The sequence below is a fragment of the Nocardia sp. NPDC051929 genome (genome assembly GCF_044548645.1).
In the GTDB taxonomy this organism is placed as follows: Bacteria; Actinomycetota; Actinomycetes; order Mycobacteriales; family Mycobacteriaceae; genus Nocardia; species Nocardia sichangensis.
The window spans coordinates 81229-94179 of the sequence record NZ_JBIUCG010000016.1; the positions used below are offsets into that span (position 1 = coordinate 81229).

Below are 12951 nucleotides of genomic sequence, written 5' to 3' on the forward strand. Positions count from 1 at the left end.
CGGACCGCGCCCGCTTCGGACGAGAGGTCAGCCGACCGCCGCGGCCTTCTTCGCCGGACGCTTGGTGGGCTTGGCCGCGGTCTTCTTCGCCGGAGCCTTCTTCGCGACGCTCTGCGGCGCGGGTGGCTGGTCCAGCACTTCCTTCAGGAACTGACCGGTGTAGCTGTCCGCCACGCCCGCGACCTCCTCCGGCGTGCCCTCCGCCACCACGGTGCCGCCGCCGGAGCCGCCCTCGGGACCCATGTCGATCACCCAGTCGGAGGTCTTGATGACGTCCAGGTTGTGCTCGATGACGATCACCGTGTTGCCCTTGTCCACCAGGCCGTTGATGACGTTCAGCAGCTTGCGGATGTCCTCGAAGTGCAGGCCCGTGGTCGGCTCGTCGAGGATGTACACCGTGCGGCCGGTGGACCGCTTCTGCAACTCGGCGGCGAGTTTCACTCGCTGGGCCTCACCACCGGAGAGGGTGGGAGCGCTCTGGCCGAGACGTACGTAGCCGAGCCCGACGTCCACCAGGGTCTTGAGGTAGCGGTGGATCGAGGTGACCGGTTCGAAGAACTCGGCGGCTTCCTCGATGGACATGTCCAGCACCTCGGCGATGGTCTTGCCCTTGTAGTGCACCTCGAGGGTTTCCCGGTTGTAGCGGGCGCCGTGGCACACCTCGCAGGGGACGTAGACGTCCGGCAGGAAGTTCATCTCGATCTTCAGCGTGCCGTCGCCGGAGCAGGCCTCGCAGCGACCGCCCTTGACGTTGAAGGAGAACCGGCCCGGCTGGTAGCCGCGCACCTTCGCCTCGGTGGTGGCCGCGAACAGCGTGCGGATCTTGTCGAAGACGCCGGTGTAGGTGGCCGGGTTGGACCGTGGCGTCCGGCCGATCGGCGACTGGTCCACCTGCACCAGCTTGTCCAGGTGGTCGAGCCCGTTGACCCGGGTGTGCCTGCCCGGCACCTGCCGGGCGCCGTTGAGCCGGTTCGCCAGCACCGTGGCCAGGATGTCGTTCACCAACGTCGACTTGCCCGATCCGGAGACGCCCGTCACCGAGGTCAGCACACCGAGCGGGAAGGCGACGTCGATGCCTTTCAGGTTGTGCTCGCTCGCCCCGACCACGGTGAGCTGCCGCTTCTTGGTGACCGGGCGGCGCACCAGCGGCACGTCGATGCGTTCCCGGCCCGACAGATATGCCCCGGTGAGCGAGTTCGGATCGGTGAGCAACTCTTCGTAGGGCCCGCTGTGCACCACCGTGCCGCCGTGCTCGCCGGCGAACGGGCCGATGTCGACCACCCAGTCCGACGCGCGGATGGTGTCCTCGTCGTGCTCGACCACGATCAACGTGTTGCCCAGATTGCGCAGCCGCGTGAGGGTTTCGATGAGCCTGCGGTTGTCCCGCTGGTGCAGGCCGATGGACGGCTCGTCGAGCACGTACAGCACACCGACCAAGCCGGAGCCGATCTGGGTGGCGAGCCGGATCCGCTGCGCCTCGCCGCCGGAGAGGGTGGCCGCCGCGCGGGACAGCGTGAGGTACTCCAGGCCGACATCGAGCAGGAAGCCCAGCCGCGCCTGCACCTCCTTGAGCACCTGCCCCGCGATCGCCGCCTCGCGCTCGCCCAGGGTGAGCGAGTTCAGGAACGCCGAGCACTCGCCGATGGACAGATCGCTGACGTCGGCGATGGACTTCTTGTCGCCGTTCGCGGCGATGGTGACGGCGAGGATCTCCGGGCGCAGCCTGGCGCCGTTGCACACCGGGCACGGGATGTCGCGCATGTACCCGTCGTAGTGCTCTTTCATCTGCTCGGACTCGGTGTTCTCCATGCGCCGCTGCAGGAACGGCATCACGCCCTCGAAGTCCGCGTAGTACGAGCGCTTGCGGCCGTAGCGGTTGGTGTAGGAGACGTGCACCTGGTCGGCGCTGCCCTCCAGCACGGCCTTGCGCGCCTTGGGCGGCAGATCCTGCCACGGGGTGTCCATGGAGAAGCCGATGGAATCGGCGAGGCCCGAGAGCAGCCGGGTGAAGTACTCGGCGGTCTGGCCGCGCGACCACGGCGCGATGGCGCCGTCGTTCAGGCTCAGCGCCGGGTCGGGCACCACCAGTTCCGGGTCGACCTCCTTGCGGATGCCGAGGCCGGTGCAGTCCGGGCAGGCGCCGTAGGGCGAGTTGAACGAGAAAGAGCGGGGCTCCAGGTCCTCGATGTCGAGCGGGTGGCCGTTCGGGCAGGCGAGGCGCTCGGAGAAGCGGCGCTCCCGGTCGTGCGCGTGCTCGTCGCGATCGACGAAGTCGAGCACCACGATGCCGTCGGCCAGGCGCAGCGCGGTCTCGATGGAATCCGTCAGGCGCTGCTTGGAACTCGGCTTCACCGCCAGGCGGTCGACGACGACCTCGACGTCGTGCTTCTCCTGCTTCTTCAGCTTCGGCGGATCGGTGAGCGGATACACCACGCCGTCCACCCGCACGCGGGAGTAGCCCTGGGTGTTGAGCTGGTCGAACAGGTCGACGAACTCGCCCTTGCGGGTGCGCACCACCGGCGCGAGCACCTGGAATCGGATGCCCTCCTCCATGGCCAGCACCTGGTCGACGATCTGTTGCGGCGTCTGCTTTGCGATCAGCTCGCCGCAGACGGGGCAGTGCGGCGTGCCTGCTCGCGCGTAGAGCAGCCGCAGATAGTCGTAGACCTCGGTGATGGTGCCCACGGTCGAGCGCGGGTTGCGGTTGGTCGACTTCTGGTCGATGGACACCGCGGGCGAGAGGCCTTCGATGAAGTCGACATCGGGCTTGTCCATCTGACCGAGGAACTGCCGCGCGTACGCCGACAGCGACTCGACGTAGCGCCGCTGCCCCTCCGCGAAGATCGTGTCGAAGGCCAGGCTCGACTTGCCGGAGCCGGACAGACCGGTGAACACGATGAGGCTGTCGCGGGGCAGGTCGAGATCGACACCCTTGAGGTTGTGCTCCCGAGCTCCGCGCACAGTGAGGCGTTCCGCCACGGCCGTCCCTTCTCCTTCGTGTTCGGCGTCCAGACATACCCCCGGCCGCCATGCTAGGCATGGGCACCGACAAGTTTCGCGGACCGGCCGTCACCTGGGCGAATGACGGGACCCCTGTGGCCGGACGTTGCGGATGAGCCGGGAAACGGGCCAGGACGCCTCCGTAGCATCGCCCTCCCGGCACCACTGGTCAACAGCGCGACGTCATTCGGCATTCCCTGGTCGACACAGTTACGGCAGGCAGCCCGACGCAGGGCGGCCGGCGACGCCCCCAACGGATGCGCGGTGCGCGAGATCACTCCGCGGTGGTGGGATGGAAAACCTCGAGCACGCGCGGCGAACGAACTGGTCAGCACGGTGCGAGCACCCACAGAAGCGCGGCGCGGATGTCTCCGGCGAGACCGGTCACCACTCCGCACAACTGCGCCCCGCGCGCACCGGTCCCCGACTAAACTGAGCCCGCTGTGCGCCCCCCACCGGCCTCCCCCACTCATCCATGACGATCCTGACCCAGCATCTCCCGTCAACGGTGCTCGACACCCTGCGCGCCCTGCTGCGAACCGCCACCCGCTCGGTCGCGGCCCGCTACGGCGCGCTCGGCATCCGCGGCCACGACGACCGGCTGGTCGAGTTCATCTTCCACGGCGTCGACGACGCGACGGCCGCCCACATCGGCCGCTCCCCCGAGGGACACGGCGTACTGGGCTTGCTGCCGGCGCACCCGCACCCGATCCGGCTGGACGATCTGTCGGAACATCCGGCCGCTGTGGGCTTTCCGCCCGGCCATCCGCCGATGGGCAGTTTCCTCGGCGTCCCGGTGCGGGTCGGCGAGGAGATCTTCGGCAATCTCTACCTCACCGAAAAGGCCGGGGGACAGTCGTTCACCGAGGACGACGAGGCCATCGTGCTCGCCATGGCCGCCGCGTCGGGTATCGCCATCGAGAACGCGAAGCTGTACGAATCCGCGCGGACCAGGCAGGCGTGGATCGAGGCGACGCGCGACATCGCGACCGAGTTCCTCGCGGGCACGGCGCCGGATCTCGTGCTCGCGCAGGTGGTGGCGCGCGCCCGCGCGCTGACCGGTTCGCAGCAGGCGCTGCTGGCCGTGGTGGCGCCGGGGACGCCGCCCGATGAAGCCACCGAACTCGTTGTGGCGCAATGGTTCGGCCCCGGAGGGGGCCCGGAGCGGGTGCGTATCGCGGATACCGCCACCGGCACGGCGTTCACTCGTCGCGCGCCGGTGCGGTTAGCCGACGCCGAATCGGTCGATCTCGGGGCCGAGGTCGGCGCGGCGGGGCCCGCGCTGGTGCTGCCACTGCAGACCGCGGACCTCGCGCTCGGTGTGCTGATCGTGGTGCGGCCACCCGGGTGTCCCCCGTACCCCGGCGAACTGGTGGACCTGACCGCCGCGTTCACCGATCAGGCGGCGCTGGCCATGCAACTGGCCCAGACCCAGCGCAGAATGCGCGAACTCGACGTGCTCGCCGACCGCGACCGCATCGCACGCGACCTGCACGACCATGTGGTCCAGCGACTGTTCGCGGTCGGGCTCGGGTTGCGGGCCACCGCGGCCCGCACCGAGGATCCCGTGGTGCGGCAACGGCTTTCGGTGGAGATGGACGGTCTGCAGGAGGTCGTGCAGGAGATCCGCACGTCGATCTTCGACCTGCACGGCGGCGACCCACTGCGCCGTCGGCTCGAGGACGCCATCCGCCAGCAGACCGCCGACGGCGCGTTCCGGACCAGTGTGCGATTCTCCGGGCCGCTGTCGGTGGTCGGCGACGAGCTCGCCGACCACGCGGAAGCCGTGGTGCGCGAATCGGTCAGCAACGCGGTGCGCCATTCCGGCGGGAACCGGCTCGCCGTCGAGATCACCGTCGGCGACGAACTGACCGTGCTCGTCGAGGACAACGGCGCGGGGATGCCCGCGCAGGTGACACCGAGCGGTCTGGCCAACCTCGCGCAGCGTGCGAGCATGTCCGACGGTCACTGCACGGTGCAGCGGACCGACAGCGGCGGCACCAGGGTGCACTGGTCCGCGCCGCTGGCCTGAGAGTCAGGCGGGCAGCACGATCGCCAGGTCGCCGTCGTGGCGCCGGTACAGCAACCCGCCACGCCCGCTACCCGGATCGGTACAGAACAGGAACGGCAATCCCTTGTGGCACAGGATGTTCGCGGCCTCGGCCGGGTCCAGGCAGGCGGCGGGAGCCGCGTCGGCCAGGATCGGCGGGGTGCCGCGCACCGGCTCCGTCGACCGGATCGGCGGATACGTCGCCCACTGGCGGACGAGTCGCACGCCCGCCTCCGCCCAGTGCACCACCGCGTCCGCACCGGTCTCGGCGTCGATGAACAGGTGGGCGTCGTAGTCCATGGCGTCCAGCACCGCGACCGCCTCGGCGGGCGTGCAGACGGACAGGACGCACCGCTTGCGGCGCACGATCGGACGCGGCGCACCCGCGCGGGCCAGCGGAGGGCGGGCCGGATCGGGCCAGGTCCGCGTCTCACCCGCGGCCGAGCGGGCCAGTCGGCGGTCGAGCCGCTCGGCGGCGAAGGTCACCGCGAACCCGCGCGGCCCGGTGACCTGCACCCGGGTGACCACATCCCGGTGGTGGACGTCGACTTGGACCACCGTCGGCGCCTCCGGATCGGGCGGCGCGCCGAGACGCACCCGGGCGGGCCCGTCGAGATGATGCCTGCGCAGAACCCGGGTGATGGCGCGCACCGCCCGCGTCACGTCCATGGCCGAGACCTCTCCACGCGTGTTCACCGCCACTTCCGGCCCCGCGGCCGTCGTCCACTGGTCCGACGCGAATCGCAGCCCCGATGAGACCATCTGCATTGCCCCGCCTTCCGGATCGATTCGTCCCACCCCATGCCAGCACCGCGGGGGATGCCGCGAACAGGGCCGAAAGTCCCCATCGAGCGAAAAAGACTGGCGCAGGCGGAATTCAGGCTCGGCCCGGGGCGAGTGCCCGCGCCGCGCCGCGCGTGGCGGCCACGATCACGCGGCGCCGAGCACCACGACGGAGTTGTTGCCGCCCATACCGAGGGAGAGCTTCACGGTGATGCCGCCCTCGAACGGTGTGGGGCCGTCCAGCAGCCGTGGATGCGCGGGCGCGACGATCGGGGCCGCGGGCACGATGCCCCGGTCGTAGCCGAGCGCGGCGGCCGCGACCTCGACGGCGGCCGCGGCGCCCTGGCAGTGGCCCGCAAGCGGCTTCACCGCGTAGATGTGCGGGCGGTCGGCGAACACGTCCGCGAGCAGATGGTGCTCGGCCACGTCACACTGCCGGGTCCCGGTGCCGTGCGCGTTGAAATAGCGCACGTCGGCGGCGGTGACGTGCGCGGCGGCGAGCGCGCCGCGAGCGCAGTCGAGGATCTGCTCGTGTGTCGGGTCGACCGAGACCACGTGATAGGCGTCGTTGGACATGGCGCCACCGAGCACCGCCGCATAGGGCCGATCCACCGAACGGGTCAGCACGAACGCCACCGAGGCCTCGCCCATGCTGAACCCGCGACTGCCCTCCTGGAAGGGACGGCAGGCGTCCAGCGGTTCGGCGTCGGCGACCGCGGCGCCGAGCCGCACGAAACTGTCCAGCATGTCCGGGGTTGCGGACAGGTCGGTCGCCACGAAGATCACGTCGTCGGCCATGCCCGCGTCCAGCCAGAGCTTCGCGGTGATGAGCGCGACGTTGGCGGAACTGCACGCGGCGGAGATGTTCATCGCCGGGCCGTGGAAGCCGAATTCCTGCATCAGCATCGAGACCGGCGTGGACGGCAACAGCCGCAGGTAGTCCCTCGACCGGCGGCGGCCGCCGTCGACGAGGTAGAAGTCGCGCCAGTTCACCACGTCGCCGAGCACGATGGCGTGCAGCAGGCCGACGGTGCGGCCTGGCCGCCAGCCCCGGTCGCGTGCGTCGGCGACGGCCTCCCGCGCCGCCTCGTGCACGGCCCGCCCGTACCGGCTCGTGCTCACCTCGGGGTCCCCGCCGTCGGGGACGAGCGCGACCCACGCGTCGTCGTCGCGGCCGGGCCCGTAGCCCGGTTGCAGAGCCGCCGCCGACTTGCCGCTGAGCAAGCCGTCCCACAGCTGTTCACGTCCCCATCCGTACCCGGTGATCGCGCCGATCCCGGCGATGGTCATGTTGTCTCGAGGCCCCCGCGGATCGGTGCGGAACCGCGTAGCGGCGTTCGGGTCGGCACCCGGCATGTATCGCTCCTTCACCGGCTCCCAGGGCGGGCCGAACCGTCTGCCCCGCCTCGACGCAGAAACCGGTTTCTGCCATGATCGCCGGATCCGGCCCGAGAACGTGCCAGTACTGTGATCGAAGCAATAGCGTGGAGGATGTGATCTTGTCCACGTCGATACCAGAATAATCCCGTGTTCCAATGGCCATAATGGGGTCGATGATCGGGGGTTCGAGTGGGTGACGACAAGCTGGCCGCGGCGGTCGACGCCGCCGAACAGCTGGCTGCGCGCTACCGCTCCCTGGTCGAGCACACCCCGGACGGGATCTGTGTGCACGAGCGTGGCCGGGTCGTCTACGTCAACCCGGCCACCGTCCGGTTGCTCGCCGCGGAGGACGCCGAGGAGATCATCGGCCGCCCGCTGACCGACTTCGTCCACCCCGCCTCCGTCCCCTCGATGCTCGACCGCATCAGCACACTCACCACCGCGGGCGCGGCCTCGATTCCCACCGAGATGACCTTGATGCGGGTGGACGGCGGCACCGTGCCCGTGGAGACGGTGTCCGTGCTGACCGCGTGGCACGATCACCTCGCCTATCAGGTGGTCATCCACGACCTCACCGCCCAGCGCCATGCCGAGGCCGCGCAGCGCAGGGCCGAGCACTACTTCACCACGGTCGTGTCCCAGTTGGAGGAGGGCGTCGTGGTGATCGATCCGGAGGGCCGGATCGAGTCGATGAACCCGGCGGCCAAGCGCATCTTCGGTACCGAGGGGCCCGACGGCATGGTCATCGGGCGCACCATCCAGTCGTTGCCGCTGGTGCTGCTGGACGCGAACGCCCAGCCGCTGCCGCCGAGCCGCCATCCGGTAGCGCGCACGCTGGCCACGGGCGAGACGATCACCGGCTATGTCTTCGGCGTCGACCGGGTGGACGGCCAGCGGCGCTGGCTGTCGGGCAGCAGCCGCCTGCTCAATCCAGGCGATCCGCGTTCGTCGGCGGTGTCATCCTTCGCCGACATCACCGAATTCCGCGCCAGCAGAAGGCAATTGGAGTATCAGGCCACGCACGACTCGCTGACCGGGCTGGCCAATCGCTCGCTGATCCTGTCCCAGCTGGCCGCCGCGCTGGCCAGCACCGAGGAACTGCTGCCGGTGTCCACCGTGCTGTTCATCGATCTTGACGGGTTCAAGGCGATCAACGACACGCTCGGGCACGCCATCGGCGACACCGTGCTGCAGATCGTCGCCCAGCGCCTGCAGCGCGCACTGCGCGGCGACGACATCGTCGGCAGGCTCGGCGGCGACGAATTCCTGGTCCTGCTGTCCGGCCGCACCCGCCGCGTCGACATCGACGCGCTGGTGAGCAGGCTGCGCTCCACCATGGCCGAGCCGATCATCGCGCGCGGGCACCGGATCGAGGTGAACGCCTCGATCGGCGTCACCGAACTGGGGGTGGGCGACCGGCGCAGCCCGGAGGCGGTGCTGCACGACGCGGACTTGGCGATGTACCGCGCGAAGCCGCCTGGACGGCGGGAAGGCACCGTCACCAAAGGCCGCAGACCCAACAGCACCCACGCGTCCTGACGAGCTCGCCATGATCATCGAACACGCACTTCTGCCGGTTCGCCCCGAACTCGCCGCCGATTTCGAAGCCGCCTTCGCCGCGGCACGGCCGATCATCGCGAGCATGCCCGGCTTCCGGGCGCTGTCGCTGTCGCGCGGTGTCGAGTCGCCGGGCAGCTACCTGCTCCGGGTGGAATGGGACCGGCTCGACGATCACGTCGTCGGATTCCGCGGCTCGCCGGAATATCAGCGCTGGAAGGACCTGCTACACCACTTCTACGACCCGTTCCCGGTGGTCGAGCATTTCACGCCGGTGCAGCTCACACCGCCCGCCGACCTCGCCCCCGCCCCGGCGCCGGGGGCCTCACCTGCGGTTACGGCGAGCCCGCCGCAACCCCAGTAGACTCGACAACTCTGTTTTCCGTGCGTGCACCTGCCCGATCCCGGCGGCGTGCGCGCGCCTGTTCGCGGTGACAAGGAGTTCAGTTTGCCCGACCTCACTCAGGACCGTGCCGCAGGCGGCGGCGCGCCCGAGCGGACCCGCGAAACCGATCAGGAGCAGGCCTACCTGTCGGTGCTGTACGAGCGGCTCGACGAGATGCGCGACTACGCGCGCAATCGCCTGCGCACCGTGCTGCTGGAGACCGGCGGCACGCCGCAGGCCCGCAGCGAACGGGAGTCCTTCAGTCAGCTCTACACCGAGGACCTGGCGAAATACGACGCCGCCGAGCACGGCCTGTGTTTCGGCCGCATCGACCTCGACGGTGAACAGGAGGAGTACCGCTACATCGGCAGGCTCGGCATTCTCGACGAGAAGGACGACTACGAGAGCCTGCTGCTGGACTGGCGCGCCCCGCTGGCGCGGCCGTTCTACCTGGCCACCACCGCGGCGCCGGACGGGGTGACCCGGCGCAGGCATATCCGCTCGCGCAACCGCAAGGTCACCGCGATCAACGACGAGTACCTCGATCTGACCGCCGCGCGCCGGGCCGGTGTCACGGCCGCGGACGGCGGTGTCGGCAGCGAGAGCGCGCTGCTGTCCGCGCTCAACGCCGCGCGCACCGGCCACATGAACGACATCGTCGAGACCATCCAGCACGAGCAGGACGCGATCATCCGCTCCGAGCACAAGAGCGTGCTCGTGGTGCAGGGCGGGCCCGGCACCGGCAAGACGGCGGTCGCGCTGCACCGGGCGGCGTATCTTCTCTACACCTATCGGCAGCAGCTGGCCAAGAGCGGCGTGCTGATCATCGGGCCGAACGCCACCTTCCTCGACTACATCGGCCAGGTGCTGCCGTCGCTCGGCGAAACCGGCGTGCTGCTGTCCACCATCGGCGATCTGTACCCCGGCGTCCGGGCCGCGCGCGAGGACTCGTTGCGCGCGGGCGAGATCAAGGGGTCGCTGACGATACTCGAGGTGCTCAAGCAGGCCGTGCGCGACCGTCAGGAGGTGCCCGCCGAACCGATCCGGTTGGGCTTCGACGGCTATCCGGTCACGCTGGATCGCAAGATCGCCACCAAGGCCCGTGGCCGCGCCCGTTCCTCGCGCCGCCCGCACAACCTGGCGCGGCCGATCTTCGCCGCCTCGGTGATCGATGCGCTGACCGATCAGCTCGCCGCGACCATGGGCGCCGACCTCTCCGGTGGGCCCAGTCTGCTCAGCTCGGCCGATCTCACCGAGATCCGCGACGAGATGCGCGCCGACCCGCAGATCCAGGCGGCGATCGCGAAACTGTGGCCGATCCTGTCCCCGCAGGATGTCCTGGCCGAACTGCTCGCCGACCCGAAGCGACTGGACCGGGCCGCCAGCTCGCTGGACCCGGCCGACCGCGCCGAACTGCTCCGGCCGGACGACGGGCGGTTCAGTCCGGCGGACGCACCGCTGCTGGACGAGCTGGCCGAACTGCTCGGCGTGGACGACACCGAGGAACGCGAACGCGCCCGCCGCCGCTGGCGCGCCCAGCTCGCCGAGGCGCAGGACGCCCTCGACATCCTCACCGGCTCCGCGCCCCAGGATCTGGAGGACGACCTCGATCCCGAGATTCTGATGGCCTACGACCTGATCGATGCCGGCCAGCTGGCCGAACGCCAGGACTTCCGCACCCGCCAGACGACCGCGGAGCGCGCTGCGGGCGACCGCACCTGGACCTACGGCCACGTGATCGTGGACGAGGCGCAGGAGCTGTCTGAGATGGCCTGGCGCATGGTGATGCGGCGCATCCCGAACCGGTGGGTGACGGTGGTCGGCGACGTCGCGCAGACCGGCGACCCGGCGGGCACGTCGTCGTGGCAGCGGATGCTGGAGCCCTACGTCGCGGCCCGGTGGAAGCTGACCGAACTCACCGTCAACTACCGCACCCCCGCGGAGATCATGGACGTAGCCGCCGACGTCCTCGCCGCCATCGATCCGACGGCGACCGCGCCGCGCTCGGTCCGCGCGACCGGCGTCGCGCCGCGCGCGTACCGGGTCGAGCCCGGCGACGTGCACGCGGAGGTCGCCCGGCTGGTCGCCCCCGAGACGGGGCCGGGGACCACGGCGGTGATCGCGCCGCAGGCGCTGGTGGCACCGCTGGCCGACCTCGCGGGCGAATCGGTGCGCGTGCTGACCGTGCACGAGGTGAAGGGTTTGGAGTTCGACGCGGTCTATCTGGTCGAACCGCGGGACATCCTCGACGAATCGCCGCGTGGCCTCAACGATCTGTACGTCGCGCTGACCCGCGCCACCCAGCGGCTCGGCGTGGTGCACAGCGCGGACCTGCCCGCCGTGCTCGACCGGCTGCGCTGATCACCGACGCACCGGAAGACGAAAGGCTCCGTGCCACAACGCTGTTCGCGGTGGGCACGGAGCCTTTCGGCCGAGGCGGGACTCAGCGCACGGTGTGCACGATCAGGACGTCGGAGCGCGATTTGCGCGCCACATCGGAGGGCACCGAGCCGAGCAGCCGTCCGGCCAAGGTGTTCAGGCCCCGGTTACCGACGACCAGCAGATCGGCGTCGACCTCCTTGACCAGCGCCAGCAGCGATTCCACCGGCTCGCCGACGATGGCGCGCTCGACGATGTCGGCCGCACCCGCCGCGATCGCCTTGTCCCTGGCGACGCGCAGGATCTCATTGGTCGGCGCGGAACCGCGTACCTGGTAAGCCTCCTCCTTGAGCACGTCGGCCGCGGCGGCGACATCGCGGTCGTCGGTCGGGTAGTACGCGCAGGCCACGACCAGGGTCGCGCCGGACACACCGGCCAGCGCCCCTGCCTTCTCGACGGCGACATACGACGAGTCCGAGCCATCGGTACCGACGACAATGGTCCGGTAGGCGGTCATTTCTCCTCCAACTATGCGGTGTGTCGGGTGCTGCGCACGGGTTCGCCTCTGGTTCGACGGCGCGCCGGCGCGGCGACTGGGGTCGACCATAGCGGCAATCGGTGCGGAAATTTCAGAAATCGCAAGACATCACACCGGGGCCGTCCGGCCATTCCCGCCGCGTATTCGCCAGGGAATACCGGAAGGGCCGGACCAACCAGGGCAGACGCAATTTCGGAGAACTAAACTTGTGATGTGCCACAACGGCCTTCAACGCCGTTGCGGGCCTGGGATATTCATCACAGAGCCAGGTCCGTCACACGAAGATCGGTCCGCCCCGCACGTTGATCACGTGCCGGGAACGGACCGATCGGGCCCGGACTACCGTGCGGCTACGGCCACTGCCGATAGTTTGCCCAGAATATGCCGAGAATCGCTCCGATGATGTCCATGGCTTCTTCTTCCTGCGGTGAAAAGGACGCGCAATATTAGCGCGCGGAGCGCGGACTAGAGGTCGAAAAGCGGACCGGTGATGGTCAATCCGAGTTCGTCGACGTGCGCGAAGAACGCGAACAGCATCAGGGCGGCGCCCGCCAGGGCGACGTCCTTGTTGAAATGGATCATCTCGCCCTGTCTGGTCTGCGGATCGGACTCCTGCCAGAACCGGTGCATCACGGCCGCCGTCGGCAGCAGCGCGACTACCAACAGCAGCGAACCGAGGTCGGCCCAGATGCCCAACAGCACGCTGAGGCCGCCCAGCAGGAACAGCGCCCCCGAGCCGAACACTGCGGCCTTCGCCATCGGGACGCCCTTACTCCGCGCGTACCCCGCCATCGCCTCGGTCTGAGTGAAATGCCCGAGGGCGGAGGCCAGGAACAGCAGCGCGAACAACACTCGTCCGATCAACACCACGACATCCAT

The 12951-nt window shown here is 69.7% G+C and carries 8 protein-coding genes and 1 pseudogene; 4 read left to right on the plus strand and 5 right to left on the minus strand.

The window, feature by feature from the left end:
* Positions 1-27: 27 nt before the first annotated feature.
* Positions 28-2979: an excinuclease ABC subunit UvrA gene (gene uvrA, locus ACIHAX_RS22445; RefSeq protein ID WP_397279381.1), complete on the minus strand. Its 2952-nt coding sequence runs from the start codon at positions 2977-2979 to the stop codon at positions 28-30.
* A gap of 496 nt (positions 2980-3475) precedes the next feature.
* Here uvrA and ACIHAX_RS22450 point away from each other — a divergent pair, with 496 nt between their 5' ends.
* The gene (locus ACIHAX_RS22450) at positions 3476-5032 is read left to right on the plus strand and encodes a GAF domain-containing protein (protein ID WP_364430349.1); all 1557 of its coding nucleotides are present in this window, start codon (positions 3476-3478) and stop codon (positions 5030-5032) included.
* A 3-nt stretch (positions 5033-5035) separates the two neighbouring features.
* Here ACIHAX_RS22450 and ACIHAX_RS22455 read toward each other — a convergent pair whose 3' ends face one another.
* Positions 5036-5818 carry a sigma 54 modulation/S30EA ribosomal C-terminal domain-containing protein gene (locus ACIHAX_RS22455; protein WP_397279384.1) on the minus strand — a complete coding sequence of 261 codons (783 nt, stop codon included), beginning with the start codon at positions 5816-5818 and terminating at the stop codon, positions 5036-5038.
* Between the two features lie 162 nt (positions 5819-5980).
* Positions 5981-7123, minus strand: coding sequence for a beta-ketoacyl synthase N-terminal-like domain-containing protein (locus ACIHAX_RS22460; protein ID WP_355078341.1), 1143 nt, complete (start codon positions 7121-7123; stop codon positions 5981-5983).
* Between the two features lie 279 nt (positions 7124-7402).
* Here ACIHAX_RS22460 and ACIHAX_RS22465 point away from each other — a divergent pair, with 279 nt between their 5' ends.
* The 3 genes and pseudogenes from ACIHAX_RS22465 to ACIHAX_RS22475 all read left to right on the plus strand — a co-directional run bounded on the left by ACIHAX_RS22465 (position 7403) and on the right by ACIHAX_RS22475 (position 11516).
* A complete protein-coding gene (locus ACIHAX_RS22465) occupies positions 7403-8752 on the plus strand; it encodes a diguanylate cyclase domain-containing protein (protein ID WP_355078211.1) in 1350 nt (449 codons plus the stop codon).
* Between the two features lie 10 nt (positions 8753-8762).
* A pseudogene (locus ACIHAX_RS22470) lies at positions 8763-9047 on the plus strand (antibiotic biosynthesis monooxygenase family protein); the annotation flags it as partial.
* Between the two features lie 171 nt (positions 9048-9218).
* Positions 9219-11516 (plus strand): HelD family protein, encoded by a 2298-nt coding sequence (locus ACIHAX_RS22475; protein WP_397279386.1) that lies wholly within the window; start codon positions 9219-9221, stop codon positions 11514-11516.
* 82 nt (positions 11517-11598) lie between these two features.
* Here the strand turns inward: ACIHAX_RS22475 and ACIHAX_RS22480 are convergent, their stop codons facing one another.
* Complete coding sequence (locus tag ACIHAX_RS22480; RefSeq protein ID WP_355078212.1) at positions 11599-12051, minus strand: universal stress protein; 453 nt, start codon at positions 12049-12051, stop codon at positions 11599-11601.
* Between the two features lie 486 nt (positions 12052-12537).
* On the minus strand, positions 12538-12951 hold the full coding sequence (locus tag ACIHAX_RS22485) for a DoxX family membrane protein (protein WP_355078213.1): 414 nt from the start codon (positions 12949-12951) through the stop codon (positions 12538-12540).

Bases quoted from the DNA above. Each gene is read 5' to 3' on its own strand.
- ACIHAX_RS22450 (WP_364430349.1), top strand. From the start codon at position 3,476: ATGACGATCCTGACCCAGCATCTCCCGTCAACGGTGCTCGACACCCTG.
- ACIHAX_RS22455 (WP_397279384.1), bottom strand. From the start codon at position 5,818: ATGCAGATGGTCTCATCGGGGCTGCGATTCGCGTCGGACCAGTGGACG.
- ACIHAX_RS22460 (WP_355078341.1), bottom strand. From the start codon at position 7,123: ATGACCATCGCCGGGATCGGCGCGATCACCGGGTACGGATGGGGACGT.
- ACIHAX_RS22480 (WP_355078212.1), bottom strand. From the start codon at position 12,051: ATGACCGCCTACCGGACCATTGTCGTCGGTACCGATGGCTCGGACTCG.
- ACIHAX_RS22485 (WP_355078213.1), bottom strand. From the start codon at position 12,951: ATGGATGTCGTGGTGTTGATCGGACGAGTGTTGTTCGCGCTGCTGTTC.